Raw genomic sequence first — 18,823 nt, forward strand, 5'->3', positions numbered from 1 at the left:
ACAAAGGCACGCTGCAAGCACCAAGCACCGACTACAACTTCAACGTGTTCGCATACCCCGTCATCTCCAGATACCCCTTCCCCACCACCGTCCCCTCCCGCACCAACTCCGACAATCCTTCCCAGTAGATAGCCCCCGTAGATGCACTGCTATCGAGCTCCTGGTCGTCCAGCAGACTCCTCACCAGAAACACCCCCACAGGCGTCTGCACCCGCCACTGCACCGGATAGCGCGCCCCGCTCACAGGACTCGTCCACCACCGCTCGGGCGTGAACACCACCTCGGCCGCATCGAACACGCGGGCCGCCTGCCCAGGGGCGCGGAACGACCCACCGGCCCACAGCGCAGACCCATCCGCACGCCGCAACCGGAACGCCGTGAGCGCACTGCCATCCAGTAGGTTCATCCCGATCCAGTCCCACCCCTGCGCCTCGGGGTGCAGCAGCGCCTCGCTCCACTCATGGTCCATCCAGGCGCGGCCACTGCCTGGGGCTATGGCCATGCGCTTGCCATCGAGCACGATGGCGCCGCCCACCGCCAGCTGCGGCTGGCTGTAGTAGTAGCTGGCCTGGGTGCTCTCGGGGCCCTTGCGCGAGAGGCCCTCGCGGCCCTGCAGCAGCACGGGCTGGGTGGCGTCGAATTGCAACTGCAGGCCGAAGTGCTCGCCCTGGATGCGCGCGGTATAGCGGCCGCCCCCGCCCCCCGGCAGGTCGCTGCGCACCAGGCTCCAGTCCTGCAGTCGGATGGCTGTGTCGGATTCACTCGCCTGGGCCACGCCGAAGCCTGCGCGGGCGATGCGCTGGTCGTGGTGCAGGCGCTGGCCCTTCAGATCGGTAAGGGCGGCATGCGCGAACAGCAGTTGCTTCGCGGCAAAGGTCGACCGGATGCCCTGCGCCACGTCTACGCGCGAGCGGAAGAACGTGACCTGGAAGCCCCATTCGCGGCCGCCCGCCTGCGCATGGCCGGTGATGTACCACCATTCGGTACGCTGCTCGGAGTGGCTGCCGTGGTCGCGGGGGAAGGCCAGGGTGCGGGCAGGCAATGCCTGGGCGTGGCCGCTCCACGCGCTACCCAGGGCACCGGCCAGGCCCAACACGAGTGCCTTGCGGCGTGAGGGTGCGGGAGGTACGCCAAAGAGCATTGGGTACGGCGGCATGCGGCCTGCCTCAGTCCATCAGCGCCTGTACTTTGCGCTGTGCCTCGGTGCAGTCGCCGAAACTCCGGGCCACCCACTCGGGGTTGAAGTACGTGGGCAGGTAGCGCTCGCCCGCATCACACAGCAGCGAAAGAATGGAACCCTGCTCGCCGCGCTCGCGCATCTCGCGCGCCAGGGTGAGCATGGCCACGAAGTTGGTGCCGGTGGAAGGCCCCACGCGCCGCCCGAGCAATTGCGAGAGGGCCTGCATGGCGGCCACCGATTCCACGTCAGGCACCTCCTGCATGCGGTCCACCAGGGTGCGGATGAAGCTTGGCTCCACACGCGGGCGGCCGATGCCCTCGATGCGCGAACCGGGCGCGGTCAGCGTGGCGTCGCCCGTGCGGTGGTAGGCGCTGAACACCGAGCCCGCAGGGTCAGCCACGCAGACCTCGGTGGCGTGCTGCTGGTAGCGCAGGTAGCGGCCGATGGTGGCGCTGGTGCCGCCCGTGCCCGCACCCACCACGATCCAGCGCGGCACGGGGTGGGGCTCTCGCGCCATCTGGGTGAACATGCTCTCGGCGATGTTGTTGTTGCCGCGCCAGTCGGTGGCGCGCTCGGCGTACGTGAACTGGTCCATGTAGTGGCCGCCCGCCTGCTCGGCGATGGCGCGGGCTTCTTCGTAGACCTGGCCGGGGCTCTCCACCAGGTGGCAGCGGCCACCGTGGAACTCGATCTGCGCGATCTTCTCGGGCGAAGTGGTGCGCGGCATCACGGCCACGAAGGCCAGGCCCAGCAGGCGCGCGAAATAGGCCTCGCTCACTGCGGTGGAGCCGCTCGACGACTCGACCACAGTCGAGCCCTCGCTGATCCACCCATTGCACAGCGCATACAGGAACAGCGAGCGCGCCAACCGGTGTTTCAAGCTGCCCGTGGGGTGCGTGGATTCGTCCTTGAGGTACAGGTCGATGCCATGCGCGCCATAGGCGGGCATGCGCAGCGGGATCAGGTGCGTGTCGGCACTGCGCTGGTAGTCGGCTTCGATGCGGGCAATGGCGTTGTGCAGCCAGGCGCTGGCATGCACGGGCGGGAGGGTCTTGGCAACGGTCATGGGGGGATTGTCTCGCAGTGCCCACCACCTGCCCATGGACTTACCAGTCTTCCTTGACGGCCATCACCGCATCGCGCCCCGCAGCGGCCCTCCCGGCCAGCCAGGCGGTCACCGTGCCCGAGATGACCACGGCCGCGCACAGCGCCGCCAGGCGCCAGCCCGGGATGCGCAGGTCCATGGTCCAGTGAAAGCTCTGCGGGTTCACCACGTATACCAGCACCACCGATACCGCCAGGCCCAGCAGCACCCCGGCCACGGCGCCCACGCCCGTCCAGGCGGCGCCCTCGGCCGCCACTACGGCCAGGATCTGGCGGCGCGTCAGGCCCAGGTGCGCCAGCAGGCCGAACTCCTTGCGCCGCGCCAGCACCTGCGCGCTGAAGCTGGCCGCCACGCCGAACAGGCCAATGCCGATGGCCACGGCCTGCAGCCAGTAGGTGACGGCAAAGCTGCGGTCGAAGATGTGCAGCGAGCGCTCGCGGATCGCGCTGGCGGACATGAACTCCAGGGGCAGCTCGCCTGCGCCACGGGCCGCCGCCAGGTCGCGGATGGCCTGCTGCAATGCCGCCAGGTCGGCGCCCTCGCGTGGCCACAGGGCCAGGTCGCTGGTGCGCGCGTCGCCCGTGAGGAGCAGGTAGTCGGCCCGGTCCAGTGCCACTGCGCCCGACTGGCGTGCATAGTCGCGCCAGACTCCGGCGACGAAGAAGCGCGGTGCGTCCACCCGGGTGCTGAACGCCCGCGACAGCCCATCCCACTGCATGCCGGCCGCCAGGCCATAGAGGTCCACCACGGCTTCGCTGATGTAGATGCCGATGCTGCCGGCGGGCACCGGCAGGGCCGTGCCCACCAGTGGCAGCTGGCGCGCCGGGTCGGCACCCAGCGGGCGGCTGATGAGCATGAGCGCAGGGCGCGAGGGGTCGAGCTGCAGCGGGCTGGCACGCAGCGACTGCACGCGCTCGATGTCCGGCAGCTGCGCCACGGCTTCGGCAAGGCCAGCGGGCAGCAGGGCGGCCTCGCTGCCTGCGCCGCCCAGCGCCGAGCGCACGTACAGCGGCGAGGGCAGCACCCCATCGAGCCACTGCGCGACCGAGCCGCGAAAGCTCGACACCATCACCGTGAGCGCCACGGCCAGGCTCAGGCTGGCCACCACACCGCCCACGGCAATGGCGGCGCTGCCGCGCATGCGGCGCGCGCGCTCCAGTGCCAGCAGGGGCAGGGTGTGTTGCGCGGCCAGCGGCTGCAGGCGTGCCAGCAGCGCCGCCATGCCGCGCGGCAGCAAGGCGATGCCGCCCACCAGCAGCAGCGCAATGGCGCCATAGGCTGCCAGCGGAATGCCGCCCAGGGGCGGCGCGAACGACAGCGCCACGCCTGCCGCCACCAGGGCCAGGCCCACGGTGCCCCGGTCGGCCCTGGTGGTGGCACTGCCCAGGCCCTTGAGCGTCTGCGCGGGTGGCAGGCTCTGCGCCGCGCGCGCGGGCCACCAGCCACCGGCCAGTGCGGCGGCAAGGCCCAGTGCGCCATAGATGGCCGCAGCCGGTGCGCTCCACTGCAGCGCCGGCTGCACGCCCGCGAAATAGCCGCCGCCCAGGTCCCCGCCCAGCAGGCGCAGCGCCGCTGCGGCCAGGCCCGTGCCCAGCGCGATGCCGGCCACGCTGCCCACCACGCCCAGCGCCGCCGATTCGGCCAGCACCAGGGCCAGGCGCTGGCGCGGCGTGGCACCCAGCACGGCCAGCAGCGCGAACTGCGGCCCGCGCTGTGCCACGCTGAGCGCCAGCACCGAGAACACCAGGAAGGCCCCCGTGAACAACGCCACCAGCGCCAGCACCGTGAGGTTGACGCGGTAGGCACGCGAGAGGTTGCTGATGCGCTGCGCCGCATCGCCCGGCTCGGCCAGTACGGCCTGCGCGGGCCAGCCGGGCAGGGCGCGCAGGCTCTGCATGAAGGCCTGGCGGTCGGTGCCCGCCTGCAGCTGCAGGTCGATGCGGGTCAGTTGCCCGGCACGGCCGAACAGATCTTGCGCGGCACCGATATCCATCACCGCCAGCGGCGCACCGCCTGCGCCCACCGTGCCTGCCACACGCACCGCCAGGCGCTGCAGGCCCGTGTGCAGGGTGATCTGCGGCAGCGGCGCCCCCGCGTCGGCAGGTGCGGTGGACAGCCCCAGTGCTTGCAGCGCCGAAGCATTGAGGAACACCGTGGCGGGCGAGAACAGTGCGAAGCGGTCTGCCTGGGCCCAGGGGCGCGGCAGGAGTGCCGGGGCCACGGCGGGCAGCAGCAACGCATCGGCCCCCAGCACGCGCAGCGGTACGCGCGCGGCTTGGGCGCCTGATGCACCCGCGGGCGCCGCCACCGCCGACAGCTCCAGCACCGGGCTGGCCCGGGCCACCTGCGGGTGCGTGGCCAGGCGACCGTACAGGGCTTCGTCCAGGCTGCCCTGCATCGCGCGCAGTTCCAGGTCGGGCTGGCCGTTGACGGCGCGCACCGCCTGCGAGAACTCATCGAGTGCCGAGGCATTGATCACATGCACCGCAAACGCCAGCGCCACGCCCAGCATGACGGCGACCACGGCTGCCAGGCTGCGCCAGGGGTGGTGGCGCAGGTCCTGCCAGGAGAAGGTGCGCAGCAGGGCGAGCATGGCGGGCGGGCCTGGCGCAGTCAGCCCGCGCCGATGCCGTCGCTGCGCAGCCGCAGTACCCGGTCGGCCCGCGCGGCGGCGGCGTCCGAATGCGTGACCAGCACCAGCGAGGCGCCGTGTTCGCGCGTTTGCGCGAGCAGCAGGTCCATCACCAGCGCGGCCGTGGTGGGGTCGAGGTTGCCTGTGGGCTCGTCGGCCAGCAGCAGGGCGGGGCGGTGCACCAGGGCGCGGGCAATCGCCACGCGCTGCAGCTGGCCGCCGCTGAGCTGCTGCGGCAGGCGTGCGCCCAGCTCGGCCAGGCCCACCGCCGCCAGCATGTGCTGCACGCGCGCGGCATCGTTCTGGCCCAGCAGCATCAAAGGCAAGGCCACGTTCTGCGCCACATCCAGGTGCGGCAGCACGTGGAAGGCCTGGAACACGAAGCCCACGTGCGCACGCCGCCACAGCGCCCGTGCCGTGTCGTCGAGCGTGCCCAGGTCGGTGCTGCCGTGCGTGATGCGCCCGGTGTCCCAGGTATCCAGGCCCGCCAGGCAGTTGAGCAGGGTGGACTTGCCCACGCCCGAGTCGCCCACGATGGCCACGAACTCGCCGGGCTGCACGGCAAAGTCGACACCGGCGAATACCGTGGCCTCGCCATAGTGCTTGCCCAATCCGTTGACGGTCAGTGTGGCCGTCATGGCGCGGCGGCATCCAGCCGTGCCAGCACGGCCCGCACCAGGGCAGCGGTGGCATCGGGCTGATCACAGGCGATGGCTTGGCGCGCGGGCATGCTGCGCAGCCAGGTGATCTGGCGCTTGGCCAGCTGGCGCGTGGCGGCAATGCCGCGCTCGCGCAGGCTGTCCATGGGGAAGGGGCCGTACAGGCTTTCCCAGGCCTGGCGGTAGCCTACGCAGCGCATGGAGGGCAGGTCCGGGTGCAGGTCGCCGCGTGTGTGCAGGGCCTTCACCTCGTCCAGAAAGCCGGCCGCCAACATGGCATCGAAGCGCAGGGCGATGCGCGCATGCAGCCAAGCGCGGTCCTCGGGCTCCAGGCTGAACAGGGCGGTGTCGGTCGCCACCTGGCTGGGGGCGCGGTCCTTGGCCGAGTGAAAGCTCGACAGCGGGCGGCCCGAGACATGCCATACCTCCAGCGCGCGCTGGATGCGCTGGCTGTCGGCCGGTGCCAGGCGCGCGGCGGTGACCGGGTCCACGCGCGCGAGTTCGGTGTGCAGTGCGGGCCAGCCCTGTTCGGCGGCCTGGGCTTCGATGCGCTCGCGCACGGCGGGGTCGGCAGCGGGCATGTCGTCGATGCCATCGAACAGCGCCTTGAAGTACAGCATGGTGCCGCCCACCAGCAGCGGCAGCGCGCCACGTGCGCGGATCTCGGCGATGAGCCGGGTGGCGTCCTGCACGAACTCGGCCGCGCTGTAAGCCTGCAGCGGGTCGCGGATGTCGATCAGGTGGTGCGGCACGGCAGCCAGCTCATCCGCCGTGGGCTTGGCGGTGCCGATGTCCATGCCGCGGTAGACCAGGGCCGAGTCCACGCTGATGATCTCCACCGGCATGCGCGGCGCCAGCACGGCTGCCAGCGCCAGGGCACCAGCGGTCTTGCCCGAGGCCGTGGGGCCGGCCAGCGCGATGGCCGCAAGGTGTTCAGGCGCGCTCACCGGGATCTCCGAATTTCTGCACCAGCGTCCACGAGATCACGGCCAGCACCACCGACCAGAACCAGATGCCGTTGACCAGCGGCCACACCGTGCCATCCAGGCGCAGGCCCAGCCAGCCGCCGATGGCGAAGGCCGCCAGCATCATCATGAAGCCGTTGAGCGCCGAGGCCACGCCCGCCGCTTGGGGAAACGGCCCCACGGCGCCGCTCTGCCCGCAGGGCTGGTGGATGCCATGGGCCAGCATGAACAGGTAGAACGGCAGCAGCAATGCCCAGGGCTGGTGCCAGCCCATGAAGGCGACCAGCCCCATCAGCGTGCCGCCTGCCAGGCTCAGGCCGCCCGCAATGGCCACGGAGCGCTTGAGTCCGAAGCGGGCCAGCAGCCCTCGGCACAGGAAGGTGCCCGCAAAATAGGCCACGCAGGCCGATGCCATGGCCCCGCCGTACTGCGTGCGCGACAGGCCCAGCACATCGATGAACACGAAGGACGATGACGCGAGAAAGGTGAACAGCCCGCCATAGGTGGCCGTGGTCTGCAGCGAAAAGGCCCAGAAGGTCGGGTGGCGCAGCACCTGCAGCCAGGTGGCCAGCAGGGTGCGGGGCTGCAGGGCGCGCGGGTTGCGGTGCACCAGGGTCTCGGGCAGGCGCAGGGCCACCAGGGCCAGCGTGGCCACGGCATACACCGTGAGGGCCGAGAGCGAGGCACGCCAGCCCAGCCACTCGGCCAGCAGGCCGCCCAGCGGCGCGCAGATGCAGGCCACGAAGCCCAGGCCGGTGAGCGCCTTGGACATGGCGCGTGCACCCTCCAGCGGGGTGTACAGGTCGCGCACGATGGCACGCGCGCACATCACCACCGAGCCCATGGCCGCCCCCTGGGCGATGCGCCACAGGATCAGCAGCGACATGCTGGGCGCCAGCGCGCTGCCGATGGAGGCCACGGTGTAGATGGACAGCCCCACCAGCAGGATGGGCCGGCGGCCGAAGCGGTCCGACAGCGGGCCCCAGACCAGTTGCGAAGAGCCGAAGGCCAGCAGCAGGCCGCTGAGGGTGAGCTGGGCGGCGGACACGGGCGCACCCAGGCTGCGCGTGAGGGCTGGCAGCGCCGGCAGGTACAGGTCGGTGGTGACGGGCTGGATGCTCAGCAGCAGTGCCAGGATCAGGATGGCCAGGGCCGGGGAAATGGCAGCGGGCGCGGCCGGATGGCCGGCGGTGGCGAAGGGGGCAGACATATCTGTCTGAGCGTACCAGATGGGTCGGGACAAACCCGCGCACGGGGCTTTCGCGTCGCTTGCACGACATTGCCGGGCCCATGCGCGCCCTACAGTGCATCGCGGCACTGGACGCCAGGCCCTCACCACAACAACAGGAGACAAGCACATGCACCGCAGCAATCACCCCTTGACCCCCTCCCCATTTCGCAACCCCCTGAGCACCCTGGCCCGTGCAGCGCTGGTTGCGCTGCTGGGTGCGGCCTTGGCAGCCGCCCACGCACAGGCGCCCGCTGCGGCGCCGGCTTCGCCTGCGGCCGCTCCCGCTGCACCGACCCTGCCGGCACCCGAGTCGGTCTCGCTCGACAAGCTGGGCTACATGGGTACTTTCCCGCCCGAGGGCGCGCAGCGTGTGGACCTGAGCAACTCCTACAAGTACCCGCAGATGCGCTGGGCCCTGCAGCACCTGCGCGAGCTGCAGCCCACGCGCAATATCCGCCGGGGCGCGGCCCCTGCATCGGCCCTGCCGGCCGACCCGCGCCCGCTGGGCGCGTTCTCGTTCGACGACGACAAGGGCCAGCCCATCACCGTGGACCAGTGGCTCACGCGCACCTACACCGATGCCATCGTCGTGCTGCACAAAGGCAAGGTGGTGTTCGAGCGCTACGACAACCAGATGAAGCCCTGGACGCCGCACCTGCTGTTCTCGGTCACCAAGTCCTTCACCGGGCTGATGGCGGCGCAGCTGGCGCACGAGGGCAAGATCGACCCCGAAGCGCTGGTCACGAAATACGTGCCTGAGCTGGCCGATTCGGCCTGGGGCGACATGAAAGTGCGCGAGGTCATGGACATGACCGGGGCCGTGCGCTTTCGCGAGGTGTACACCGACCCGACCACCGAGATCTTCGGCTACAGCTGGTCCGCCGGCATGCTGCCGCGCCCACCGGGCTACCAGGGTGCCACCAACATCTACGACTTCCTCAAGACCCTGAAGAAGGAGGGCGAGCATGGCGAAGGTTTCGTCTACCGCACCGTGCATTCCGAAGTGCTGGGCTGGATCGTCTCGCGCGCCACGGGCCGGCACTGGGCCGAGCTCATGGGCGAGAACATCTGGCAAAAGCTGGGCATGGAGGAGGACGCCCATGTGATGGTGGACAGTGTGGGCACGCCGCTGCAGGGCGCGGGCCTGAACGCCACGGCGCGCGACCTGGCGCGCTTTGGCGAAATGCTGCGCCTGGGCGGCAGCTTCAACGGCCAGAAGATCTTCGACAAGGCCGTGATCGACGACACGGCCAAGGGCGGCGACCGCACCAAGTTCCAGTTCCGGGGCATCCAGACCGCGCGGCCCGGCTACAGCTACCGCAACCAGTGGTGGGTGCTGCACAACGCCGACGGCGCCTACGAGGCCTCAGGCATCCATGGGCAGATGATCCATGTGAACCCGGCCGCCGAGATGGTGGTCGTCAAGCTCTCCTCGCACCCGGTGGCCAGCGCTGCGGCCACGCAGGCGCTCACGCTCAAGGCGTGGTCGGCGCTGGCGCAGGCCGTTCGGCGTTGAGGCCCACGATGGGCGCGGGATCGCCCTCGTAGCCGGGCGGCGTGAGATGGAACAGCGAGACCAAGGCCTCGCGGTACATCTCCATGCCCACGTCGTTGGTGTTGTGGTGCGAGCCGCCCTCCACCAGCACGAAGCGCTTGGGCTCCTGGGCGGCGTCGTACAGCTTGCGCCCGAGCGCCGGGGCGATCAGGCTGTCCTGGCTGCCATGCACCACGAGCAGCGGGGACCCGATCTCCGAGACCTTGCGCACCGATTCGAAGCGCTGCGTGATCAATGCCGACACCGGCAACCAGCCCCATTTGAAGGTGCTGAGCACCTCGGGGATGCTGGTGAAGGTCCCCTCGACCATGACGCCTTTTTCGTCCTTGACCTGGCGGGCCAGGTCGATGGCGATGGCCCCGCCCAGCGAGTGACCGAAGATGTAACGCGCCGCCTGGGGGTGGCGCTGGCCCAGCCAGTCCCAGGCAGCGTGCGCGTCCTCGGCGGCCATGGCCTCCGAAGGCAGGCCGGCGCTGCTCTGGCCAAACCCCCGGTAGTCGATGGCCAGCACCGAAAAGCCCAGTGCGTGCATGCGCCGGATGCGCGGCGATGAGCCTGCCACGTTCCAGCGTGCACCATGCAGGTACAGCAGCACCGGTGCGTCTGCACGGTCCGAGGGCATCCACAGCCCGTGCAGGCGCTCCGCCTTGTCCGTCGCTCGCGATGCGAAGTCGATCCACACGTCCTGCATGCCTTCGGTCACCCCCGTGCCGCCCCAGCTGCGGTTGCTGGGCTGGAAGATCCACTCGCGCTGCTTGGCATCGAGGGTCGAGCAACCAGCACTGACCGCCAGGGCCAGGACCAGTGAGAGCAGGAGGGCGGTGCGTTTCATTGCAGGAACTGACTCGCGTGCATGTAGGAAAGTTCTGATTTCCATTGCATGCATCGTGCCTGTTACGAAAAAGGGAGGCATTGCCTCCCTTTTGTTACCTATTTCCCGCTTTTGGCGGGATTTTGGATGCCGTTGATGGCTACACCACGCCTTGCGCCAGCATCGCGTCGGCCACCTTCACGAAGCCTGCCACATTGGCCCCGTCCACATAGCTCACGCTGCCGTCGGCGCGCTTGCCGTAGCGCAGGCAGGCGGCATGGATGCCCTGCATGATCTGCAGCAGGCGCGCGTCCACCTCTTCGCGTGGCCAGGACAGGCGGGCCGCGTTCTGGCTCATCTCCAGTCCCGAAGTGGCCACGCCACCCGCGTTACTGGCCTTGCCGGGTGCGTAGAGCACGCCCGCCGCCTCGAAGGCCTTGGCGGCCTCGATGGTCGATGGCATGTTGGCGCCTTCGGCCACGCAGATGACGCCGTTCCTGATCAGCACGGCCGCGTCGTCGGCATCGAGTTCGTTCTGCGTGGCGCAGGGCAGGGCCACGTCCACCGGCACATGCCAGGGGCGCACGCCGGCCTCGAACTTCGCGCCGGTGCGGGCCGCATAGTCGGCCACGCGCCCGTAGTGGTGGTTTTTCACGTCCATCAGAATGGCCAGCTTCTCGGTGGTGAAGCCTTCCTCATCGACGATGGTGCCGCTGGAGTCCGACACCGTGACCACCTTGGCGCCCAGCTCCAGGGCTTTTTCCACCGCGTACTGCGCCACATTGCCCGAGCCGGAGACCGACACGCGCAGGCCGTCGAAGCTGCGGCCCTTCTGCTTGAGCATCTCTGCCGCGAAGTACACCGTGCCGTAACCCGTGGCCTCAGGGCGCACCAGCGAGCCACCGAACGACAGGCCCTTGCCCGTGAACACGCAGTCGGACCGGTTGCTGAGCTTCTTCATCATGCCGGCCATGAAGCCCACCTCGCGCCCGCCCACGCCGATGTCGCCGGCCGGAACGTCGGTGTCCGCACCCACATGGCGGAACAGCTCCGAGACGAAGGCCTGGCAAAAACGCATCACCTCCCCGGGGCTCTTGCCCTTGGGGTCGAAATCCGAGCCCCCCTTGCCGCCGCCCATGGGCAAGGTGGTCAGCGCGTTCTTGAAGGTTTGCTCGAACGCCAGGAATTTGAGCACCGACAGGTTCACCGAGGGGTGGAAGCGCAAACCGCCCTTGTAGGGGCCGATCGCCATGCTGTGCTGGATACGGTAGCCGCGGTTGACCTGCACCGTGCCATGGTCGTCCACCCAGGAGACGCGGAACATCACCACGCGCTCGGGCTCCACCAGGCGCTCCAGCAGGCCATGCTCGGCATAGCGCGGGTGCTGGGCGATGAAGGGCCACAGGCTCTCCATGACTTCTGTGACAGCCTGCAAAAACTCGGGTTGATGGGGGTTGCGCTGCGCCACTTGCGCAAGGAAACTGCCAGCGGACTCGTACTTCATATCAGAGAAAGGCTTTCTTCAGGGAGGAGGAAAAGGCCCGGCGGAAATGGCCAGACCCGCGGGTTATGTCAAAAAGTCATGAACTCATGTGTGCAAATGCACAATTGTGGGGATTATGACGGCTGTATTGCTTCAATGTGGTGCGCAAGCCCTGGCTCTGATGGCTGAAATGCCCTGTAATGGGGCGTCACGGTCTTGTCACAAGCCGGCCCCACAGTTCGGCGATTCCAATCCACAACACGAGGAGAAGACGATGCACATTACTGGTGCGAAAGCCGGTTCATTGGCCCTTTTGGCCGCCGTGGCACTCACGGCCTGCGGTGGCGACAACGATTCCAAATACCCCACGCTCAATGGCGCCACGCCCCTGGTCATTGGCCACCGCGGTGCCAGCGGCTACCTGCCCGAGCACACGCTGGAAAGCTACCGCCGCGGCATCGAACTGGGCGCCGACTTCATCGAGCCCGACCTCGTGGCCACCAAGGACGGTGTGCTGATCGCGCGCCATGAGCCCAACATCACGGCCACCACCGACGTCTCGCAGCGCCCCGAGTTCGCCAGCCGCAAGACCCAGAAGACCGTGGACGGTGTGAAGGAAGAAGGCTGGTTCGCCAGCGACTTCACCCTGGCCGAGATCAAGACCCTGCGTGCCGTGCAGCCCATGGCCGACCGCGACCAGTCCAACAACGGCAAGTTCCTGATCCCCACCTACGAGGAAATCCTGGAACTGGCCAAGACCGAAGGCGCCAAGGCCAACCGCACGGTGGGCGTGTACACCGAGACCAAGCACCCTACCTACCACGTGGGCCTGAACCTGGCGCTCGAAGACCGCCTGCTGTCCATCCTGGCCAAGAACGGCTACACGGCCAAGAACTCGCCGGTGATCATCCAGTCGTTCGAGGTCGCGAACCTCAAGTACCTGCGCAGCAAGACCCAGGTGCGCCTTGTGCAACTGGTCGACGCGGACGACGTGAAGGCCGACGGAAGCATGTCGCTGGTGGCCCCCTACGACAAGCCTTACGACTTCGCCGTGGCCGGCGATGCCCGCACCTTCGCCAGCCTGCTGACCCCGGCCGGTCTGAAGGAAGTGAAGACCTACGCCGACGGCATCGGCCCCTGGAAGCCGTACCTGATTCCTTCGAAGCAGGTGGATGCCAACAACGACGGCAAGGCCGACGACCTGAACGGCGACGGCATCATCGACAACCGCGACCGCGTGATGCTGCCCCCGACCGACGTGGTGAAGAACGCCCACGCCGAAGGCCTGTTCGTGCACCCCTACACCTTCCGCAGCGAACCCAAGCAGCTCGCCTCGGACTTCAAGGGCGACCCCAAGGCCGAGTACAAGCTGTTCTTCAACCTGGGTGTGGATGGCCTGTTCAGCGACTTCCCCGACCAGGCCAAGGCCGCGCGCGACAATTGAGCTGTGTTGCTTTTGCCCTGAGCCCGCCGCGTGCGGGCTTTTTTCTGCGCGGGCGAACCCTCAGAAACCGCGCTGGATACCCATGCTCAGCAGCGTGCGGCCCTGCTGTCGGCCTAGGCTGCCGTCGATTTGCCACTGCGGTGCCCACTCCCACCGGGCCCCTGTCTGGAAGGTGGGGGCGCTGCCGCGCTGGCCAAAAGCCTCGGCGTGCACGGTGATGGGGCCCAAGGCGCGCTCCACCGCAAAGCCCCAGGCGGGAATCCAGTGCCGCGCTGGTAGCCGCAGGGCACCCAGGTTGGCATGCAGGGCGCCCCAGGCCGTATTGCAGGTGCCTACCAGGCCCAGGGCCAGGGTGTTGCCGGGTGCGTGGCGGGTGTGCAGCAGGCCGCCCGTGCTGGCGGCGTTGCATCCCTGCTCCTGCGACGCATTCCACAACCATTTGGCCTGCAGTCCCTGCACTGTGGCGTGGCCCTCGAAGTCGCGCGCCAGCACGGCGCCCAGCTCCACGCCCTGCCAGGGCGAATAGGCTGGGGCGAGGTAGGCGCTGCCCTTTGTGCCGCGGCCTCCTTCCCACCACGCTTCCAACTGGCCTCCTGCCTGTTCTGCAACGCCCGCATCGTCCACGCTCAGGGGGCGTCCGGCCTCTGCCGGCAGCACGATGGCCAGGGCGGCAGCAGTGCCCCATTGGCGGGCTCGGCTGGGAAGGCGGGCAAGGCCCCCGGGTGTCAGGTGGTTACGCATGGTGGTCGTAGGTTGGCTGAGGAGCGCGCTCTTGCGGCATGCTCCTTTGGCTATGCAGTCGGCGGCTAGCGCCCGCGCAGGAACAGCGCGTCCAGCTCGCGCATGGACAGCTGGCGCCAGGTGGGGCGGCCATGGTTGCACTGGTCCGAACGGTCGGTGGTTTCCATCTGGCGCAGCAGGGCGTTCATCTCGTCGATGGTGAGCCGGCGGTTGGCGCGCACCGCGCCATGGCAGGCCATGGTGCCCAGGATCTCATTGCGCGCGCGCTGCACCACCGTGGTGGCGTCGTGCGCGGCCAGCTCGGCCAGCACGCTGCGCGCCAGCTCCACTGCGTCGCCCTGGGCCAGCGTGGTGGGCACGGCGCGCACGGCCAGCGTCTTGGGCGAGAAGGGCACGACCTCCAGCCCCAGCATGGCCAGCACGTCCACGCTGGCCTCGGCCGTGGCCACCTCTTCGGGCGTGGCAGCGAAGGTGGCGGGGATCAAGAGGGGCTGGCTGGCAATGCGCGCACCGCTGTCCACCTGGGATTTCAGGCGCTCATAGACGATGCGCTCGTGCGCGGCATGCATGTCCACGATGACCATGCCCTGCGCGTTCTCTGCCAGGATGTAGACACCATGCAACTGCGCCACGGCCCGGCCCAGGGGCCAGGCGGATTCCTGGCCATCGCGGCCCACGGGCAGGGGGGTATCGCCCGCCGAGCGCTGGGGCAGCGGTGTCGCAGGTGCTGCCGCTGCAAGGCTGCTGGCAGGGAATGCCGTGCGCTCGGCGACCGGCGCATCGGCCTGCAGTGCTGCACTGGCGAAGCCGGTGGACGGGACCGGGGTGGCGGTTGCCGGCGTGCCCCACAACGCCTGCAGGTCTGTCACGCGGTGGCCCACGGGCTCCTCGAAGCGCATGGCCGACTGGGCGCGCCAGTCGGGCAGCGGCGACTTGGCCAGGGTGAAGGGGGCTGGTTCTGTGGCCGCAGGGGCCGCTTCTGCGGCCAGGGCGGCAGCGGCCAGGGCTGCGGCACGGGGCGCGGCCAGTGCATTCTCCACCGCGTGGCGAACGGCCTGGTGCACCTCGCGGCTGTCGCGAAAGCGCACCTCGATCTTGGTGGGGTGCACGTTCACGTCCACGCGGGCCGGGTCGATCTCCACGTACAGCGCATACACCGGCTGCTTGTGGCCGTGCAGCACATCCTCGTAAGCGCTGCGTGCCGCGTGCGTAAGCACCTTGTCGCGCACGAAGCGGCCGTTCACATAGCAATACTGGTGGTCTGCGCGCGAGCGTGCCGCGTCGGGCAGGCCGGCGCGGCCGGTCACGGTAACCGCGCCCGAGCGGTGCTGCACGGCCACCGATTGGGTCACGAAGTCTTCGCCCAGCACATCGGACAGGCGCCTTGCCAGCGCATCCTGCGCATCGCTGCCCTGGCCGGGCACGAAGGTGGCGCGCCACTGCTCGACCAGCTTGCCCTCGTGCCAGATGGCAAAGCCCACGTCGGGCCGGGCCAGTGCATGGCGGCGCACGGATTCAATGCAGTGCGCAAGCTCCGTGGAGTCGGTCTTGAGGAACTTGCGCCGCGCGGGGGTGGAAAAGAACAATTCCTTGACCTCCACCGTGGTGCCGGTGGCGCGTGCCGCAGGGCGCAGCTCGCCGCTGCGCGCATCGAGCAGAAAGGCCGTGGCCTGGCTGGCCGGGCGCGACAGCAGCGACATCTCGGACACCGAGGCCACGGCGGCCAAGGCCTCGCCGCGAAAGCCCATGGTGGCCACGGTCTCCAGGTCCGTGAGGTTGGTGATCTTGCTCGTGGCGTGGCGGCGCAGGGCCACCGGCAGCTCGTCCTGCGGAATGCCGCCGCCATCGTCCTCCACCGTGATCAGGCGCACGCCACCGGCCGACAGCCGTACGGTGACCTGCGTGGCACCCGCGTCCAGCGCGTTGTCCACCAGCTCGCGCACGACGGAAGCGGGGCGCTCGACCACCTCGCCGGCCGCGATCTGGCTGATCAGCTCGTCGGGCAGGTCGCGGATGGGACGGCGGGCGGAGGGTTCGGCTGCGGGGGAGGGAAGGGCGTTGGAGGTCACCCTGCGGATTTTAGGTCCGGTTGCCGTGGGGACTTGCCGGCAGGGGCTGGATGCCGGTGGGGATAATGCGCGCTGCCCTCAACAGCCCCGGACCCCATGGAACTCATCACCTTCCTGATCGACTTCATCCTGCACGTGGACAAGTACCTCGAGATGTTCGTGCAGAACTACGGGCCCTGGGTCTATGCGCTGCTGTTCATCATCGTCTTCGTCGAGACGGGTGTCGTGGTCATGCCCTTCCTGCCCGGCGACTCGCTGCTGTTCATCGTGGGCGCGCTGTGCGGTGCGGGGCTCATGAACTTTCCGCTGGCCTGTGCGGTGCTGATCGTGGCCGCCATCCTCGGGGACCAGTGCAACTACTCCATAGGCCGCTATTTCGGGCCCAAGGTCTTCCAGTGGGAGGACTCGCGCTTGTTCAACCGCCGGGCGTTCAACCAGGCCCATGAGTTCTACGAGCGCTATGGCGGCGTCACCATCGTGATCGCGCGCTTCATGCCCTTCATCCGCACCTTCGCGCCCTTCGTGGCCGGCGTGGCCGAAATGTCGCGCAGCAAGTTCACGGCGTTCAACGTGGGCGGCGCGCTGCTGTGGGTGCTGGGCATCGCCACGGCAGGCTACTTCTTCGGCAACTTCGCCTGGGTCAAGGAGAACCTGGACAAGATCATCTGGGCCATGATCTTCATTCCCGGGCTGATCGCGATTTTTGGTGCCTGGCGGGCCGGGCGCAAGGCCAAGGCTATGGCCTGATCCATTGCCCCCATGCGCAAAGCGCCGCCCATCGCGAGATGGCGGCGCTTTTTGCATGGTCGGGGCTGTGGTTCAGCCCTCCAGATCAACGGCGATAGTAGTGGCGTTGGTCGCGGTCTTCACCGATTTCGTGGCCCACCAAGGCGCCGGCGGCGGCACCGCCGATGGTGCCCACCGGGCCACCGAAGATGGCGTTGCCGGCTGCACCGCCGACCACGGCACCGACACCGGTGCCGACCTGTGCGTTGGTGGGGTTGGAGGCGCAACCGCCCATGGCCAGGGCGGCGGTGGCGGAAGCGGCGACGAGAAGGGTTCGAAGGGTATTGGTCATGGCGGGATTCCTTTGCGGTGGGTGGAGTCAGGCCTTGAAGTTCAAAAACCCGTGGGCTTTCGGTGTTCGACCTGTGCCTCTACTGTCACGCGCCAGGCGTTTTTGCGGTGTAGGTACCCGGGGGCAGCGGCTGTAGGACCCTGTCCGGGTGCCGTGTCCCCAAAAATTGTGCACGCGAGGCACTTGTCGATGGCCAGGTGGTGCCGGGGGAGGGTTATGCTGCGCTCATTCCAGCAGAAGACTGCTGCCGCCAACGCGGCCATAACAAGCAAGGAGACACACCATGGGCAACCCCGCACTTCCATCACCCCGCAGCAACAGCACCTGGGGAGGGCAACTCACGGTGGCCCAGCAGATCAGCCTGGTCGTGGCCCTGGCGGCGGCCGTGCTCATCGTTGTGCTGGCGCTCAGCCTGGTGCGTGTGCAGCACCTGGGTGCCACGGTGGACCACCTGGCCAGTGAGCAGGTGGAGCGCCTGCAACTGGCGCTGCGCTGGCGCAGCAACATTGCAGTCAATTCCACGCGGGTGTTCTCGGTCGTGCAATCCGATGGCGACGATCTGCAGAACTTCTTCAAGGACCTGATCGCAGCCACCACGGCCGACACCTCGCAGGTGCAAAAGCGCTACACCGAACTGGAGACCAGCCCCGAGGGCCTGCGCATCCAGGAGGAACTGGCCACGGTGCGCAAACCCTACCTGGAAGCGCGTGACAAATCCCTGGCGATCAAGAAAGGCGGGGATATGGCGGCGGCCAAGGCGTTTGCCCTGTCCACCTTTGTCCCGGTGGTCAACCAGTACAACGCGGTGGCCGACAAGATGGTGGCCTACCAGGTCCAGCGTTCGGCCGACCAGGCCGCCGAGGCTTCCGGCCTGATCCGCTCCTACCGCACCACGGTGCTGGTGGCCGGCGTGACGGGCCTGGCACTGCTGATGCTGCTGTCCTGGGTGGTGGTGCGGCGCATCCGCGCTTCGTTGAACGGGGTGGCCGCGGTGGCGCGCAACATCGGCGAGGGCGACCTGTCGCAGCACATCGCCGTGCAGGGCCGCGGCGAGGTGGCCGAGATGATGCAGGCCATGCAGCACATGCAGACGTCGCTGGTGCGCATCGTGGGTGCCGTGCGCCAGAGCAGCGACTCCATTGCCACCGGCTCCAGCGAGATCGCCATGGGGAACGCCGACCTGAGCCAGCGCACCGAGGAGCAGGCCAGCAACCTGGAAGAAACGGCGGCCTCGATGGAGGAGATCACCAGCACCGTGAAGAACAATGCCGACACCGCGCGCAAGGCCGCCACGCTGGCGGGTACCGCATCGCAGGCGGCGGTCAAGGGCGGCGAGGTGGTGGGCCAGGTGGTGGCCACCATGCAGGACATTTCGGTGGCATCGAAGAAGATCACCGACATCATCAGCGTCATCGACGGCATCGCCTTCCAGACCAACATCCTGGCGCTCAATGCGGCGGTAGAGGCCGCCCGGGCCGGCGAGCAGGGCCGGGGCTTTGCCGTGGTGGCCAGCGAAGTGCGCAGCCTGGCGGGCCGCAGCGCCGAGGCCGCCAAGGAGATCAAGGGCCTGATCGGCGCCAGTGCCGAACGCGTGGACAACGGCACCCGCCTAGTGGCCGATGCCGGCGCCAGCATGGAGGACATCGTGGCCCAGGTGCAGCGCGTGAGCGACCTGATCGCCGAGATCTCCAGCGCCACGGGCGAGCAGACCATCGGCATCGGCCAGGTCGGCGAGGCCGTGACCCAGCTCGACCAGGTGACCCAGCAAAACGCGGCGCTGGTGGAGCAGAGCGCCGCCGCGGCCGACAGCCTCAAGCACCAGGCCGCACGCCTGGCCGAAATCGTCAGCGTGTTCCGCCTGGCCTGACCT

The 18,823-nt window shown here is 68.8% G+C and carries 15 protein-coding genes; 4 read left to right on the forward strand and 11 right to left on the reverse strand.

Annotated features, from left to right (window positions below):
• Positions 1 to 31 precede the first annotated feature (31 nt).
• The 6 genes from ASE31_RS13955 to ASE31_RS13980 are packed head-to-tail and all read right to left on the reverse strand — an operon-like array spanning position 32 to position 7,751.
• On the reverse strand, positions 32 to 1,156 hold the full coding sequence (locus tag ASE31_RS13955) for a lipocalin-like domain-containing protein (RefSeq protein ID WP_082604142.1): 1,125 nt from the start codon (positions 1,154 to 1,156) through the stop codon (positions 32 to 34).
• A gap of 10 nt (positions 1,157 to 1,166) precedes the next feature.
• The gene (locus tag ASE31_RS13960; RefSeq protein ID WP_057202198.1) at positions 1,167 to 2,246 is read right to left on the reverse strand and encodes a PLP-dependent cysteine synthase family protein; all 1,080 of its coding nucleotides are present in this window, start codon (positions 2,244 to 2,246) and stop codon (positions 1,167 to 1,169) included.
• Between the two features lie 40 nt (positions 2,247 to 2,286).
• Positions 2,287 to 4,878, reverse strand: a complete 2,592-nt coding sequence (locus ASE31_RS13965; RefSeq protein ID WP_057202199.1) for an FtsX-like permease family protein — start codon at positions 4,876 to 4,878, stop codon at positions 2,287 to 2,289.
• A 20-nt stretch (positions 4,879 to 4,898) separates the two neighbouring features.
• Entirely contained in the window at positions 4,899 to 5,555 is a 657-nt protein-coding gene (locus tag ASE31_RS13970) for an ABC transporter ATP-binding protein (protein WP_057202200.1), read from the reverse strand.
• Positions 5,552 to 6,523: a tRNA (adenosine(37)-N6)-dimethylallyltransferase MiaA gene (gene miaA, locus ASE31_RS13975; protein WP_057202201.1), complete on the reverse strand. Its 972-nt coding sequence runs from the start codon at positions 6,521 to 6,523 to the stop codon at positions 5,552 to 5,554. The genes ASE31_RS13970 and miaA overlap by 4 nt, the downstream gene beginning before the upstream one ends.
• Positions 6,510 to 7,751 carry a multidrug effflux MFS transporter gene (locus ASE31_RS13980; protein WP_057202202.1) on the reverse strand — a complete coding sequence of 414 codons (1,242 nt, stop codon included), beginning with the start codon at positions 7,749 to 7,751 and terminating at the stop codon, positions 6,510 to 6,512. The genes miaA and ASE31_RS13980 overlap by 14 nt, the downstream gene beginning before the upstream one ends.
• A gap of 148 nt (positions 7,752 to 7,899) precedes the next feature.
• On the opposite strand from ASE31_RS13980, the gene ASE31_RS13985 reads away from it, so the two are divergent.
• On the forward strand, positions 7,900 to 9,288 hold the full coding sequence (locus ASE31_RS13985) for a serine hydrolase (protein ID WP_157412464.1): 1,389 nt from the start codon (positions 7,900 to 7,902) through the stop codon (positions 9,286 to 9,288).
• Here the strand turns inward: ASE31_RS13985 and ASE31_RS13990 are convergent.
• Positions 9,248 to 10,159 carry an alpha/beta hydrolase gene (locus ASE31_RS13990; protein WP_057202203.1) on the reverse strand — a complete coding sequence of 304 codons (912 nt, stop codon included), beginning with the start codon at positions 10,157 to 10,159 and terminating at the stop codon, positions 9,248 to 9,250. The genes ASE31_RS13985 and ASE31_RS13990 overlap by 41 nt on opposite strands.
• Positions 10,160 to 10,298: 139 nt before the next feature.
• Complete coding sequence (gdhA, locus tag ASE31_RS13995; RefSeq protein ID WP_057202204.1) at positions 10,299 to 11,642, reverse strand: NADP-specific glutamate dehydrogenase; 1,344 nt, start codon at positions 11,640 to 11,642, stop codon at positions 10,299 to 10,301.
• 253 nt (positions 11,643 to 11,895) lie between these two features.
• On the opposite strand from gdhA, the gene ASE31_RS14000 reads away from it, so the two are divergent.
• Entirely contained in the window at positions 11,896 to 13,065 is a 1,170-nt protein-coding gene (locus ASE31_RS14000) for a glycerophosphodiester phosphodiesterase (protein WP_057202205.1), read from the forward strand.
• Positions 13,066 to 13,125: 60 nt separating this feature from the next.
• Here ASE31_RS14000 and ASE31_RS14005 read toward each other — a convergent pair whose 3' ends face one another.
• Both ASE31_RS14005 and mutL read right to left on the reverse strand, forming a co-directional pair.
• Positions 13,126 to 13,806 carry a hypothetical protein gene (locus tag ASE31_RS14005; protein ID WP_057202206.1) on the reverse strand — a complete coding sequence of 227 codons (681 nt, stop codon included), beginning with the start codon at positions 13,804 to 13,806 and terminating at the stop codon, positions 13,126 to 13,128.
• A gap of 65 nt (positions 13,807 to 13,871) precedes the next feature.
• The gene (mutL, locus tag ASE31_RS14010) at positions 13,872 to 15,875 is read right to left on the reverse strand and encodes a DNA mismatch repair endonuclease MutL (RefSeq protein ID WP_057202207.1); all 2,004 of its coding nucleotides are present in this window, start codon (positions 15,873 to 15,875) and stop codon (positions 13,872 to 13,874) included.
• A 96-nt stretch (positions 15,876 to 15,971) separates the two neighbouring features.
• Here mutL and ASE31_RS14015 point away from each other — a divergent pair, with 96 nt between their 5' ends.
• Positions 15,972 to 16,622: a DedA family protein gene (locus tag ASE31_RS14015; protein ID WP_057202208.1), complete on the forward strand. Its 651-nt coding sequence runs from the start codon at positions 15,972 to 15,974 to the stop codon at positions 16,620 to 16,622.
• An 85-nt stretch (positions 16,623 to 16,707) separates the two neighbouring features.
• On the opposite strand, the gene ASE31_RS14020 is transcribed toward ASE31_RS14015, so the two are convergent.
• Positions 16,708 to 16,953 (reverse strand): glycine zipper 2TM domain-containing protein, encoded by a 246-nt coding sequence (locus ASE31_RS14020; protein WP_057202209.1) that lies wholly within the window; start codon positions 16,951 to 16,953, stop codon positions 16,708 to 16,710.
• Positions 16,954 to 17,236: 283 nt separating this feature from the next.
• On the opposite strand from ASE31_RS14020, the gene ASE31_RS33020 reads away from it, so the two are divergent.
• Positions 17,237 to 18,820, forward strand: a complete 1,584-nt coding sequence (locus tag ASE31_RS33020; RefSeq protein WP_057202210.1) for a methyl-accepting chemotaxis protein — start codon at positions 17,237 to 17,239, stop codon at positions 18,818 to 18,820.
• Positions 18,821 to 18,823: the final 3 nt, after the last annotated feature.

Source organism: Acidovorax sp. Root217, assembly GCF_001428645.1.
Classification (GTDB): Bacteria; Pseudomonadota; Gammaproteobacteria; order Burkholderiales; family Burkholderiaceae_C; genus Acidovorax.

Excerpts from the sequence above, each read along its gene's own strand:
- ASE31_RS14020 (WP_057202209.1), bottom strand. The coding sequence starts at position 16,953 with ATGACCAATACCCTTCGAACCCTTCTCGTCGCCGCTTCCGCCACCGCC.
- ASE31_RS13980 (WP_057202202.1), bottom strand. The coding sequence starts at position 7,751 with ATGTCTGCCCCCTTCGCCACCGCCGGCCATCCGGCCGCGCCCGCTGCC.
- ASE31_RS13985 (WP_157412464.1), top strand. The coding sequence starts at position 7,900 with ATGCACCGCAGCAATCACCCCTTGACCCCCTCCCCATTTCGCAACCCC.
- ASE31_RS13965 (WP_057202199.1), bottom strand. The coding sequence starts at position 4,878 with ATGCTCGCCCTGCTGCGCACCTTCTCCTGGCAGGACCTGCGCCACCAC.
- ASE31_RS14000 (WP_057202205.1), top strand. The coding sequence starts at position 11,896 with ATGCACATTACTGGTGCGAAAGCCGGTTCATTGGCCCTTTTGGCCGCC.
- ASE31_RS14015 (WP_057202208.1), top strand. The coding sequence starts at position 15,972 with ATGGAACTCATCACCTTCCTGATCGACTTCATCCTGCACGTGGACAAG.
- ASE31_RS33020 (WP_057202210.1), top strand. The coding sequence starts at position 17,237 with ATGGGCAACCCCGCACTTCCATCACCCCGCAGCAACAGCACCTGGGGA.
- gdhA (WP_057202204.1), bottom strand. The coding sequence starts at position 11,642 with ATGAAGTACGAGTCCGCTGGCAGTTTCCTTGCGCAAGTGGCGCAGCGC.
- ASE31_RS13960 (WP_057202198.1), bottom strand. The coding sequence starts at position 2,246 with ATGACCGTTGCCAAGACCCTCCCGCCCGTGCATGCCAGCGCCTGGCTG.
- ASE31_RS13970 (WP_057202200.1), bottom strand. The coding sequence starts at position 5,555 with ATGACGGCCACACTGACCGTCAACGGATTGGGCAAGCACTATGGCGAG.
- ASE31_RS14005 (WP_057202206.1), bottom strand. The coding sequence starts at position 13,806 with ATGCGTAACCACCTGACACCCGGGGGCCTTGCCCGCCTTCCCAGCCGA.
- ASE31_RS13990 (WP_057202203.1), bottom strand. The coding sequence starts at position 10,159 with ATGAAACGCACCGCCCTCCTGCTCTCACTGGTCCTGGCCCTGGCGGTC.
- ASE31_RS13955 (WP_082604142.1), bottom strand. The coding sequence starts at position 1,156 with ATGCCGCCGTACCCAATGCTCTTTGGCGTACCTCCCGCACCCTCACGC.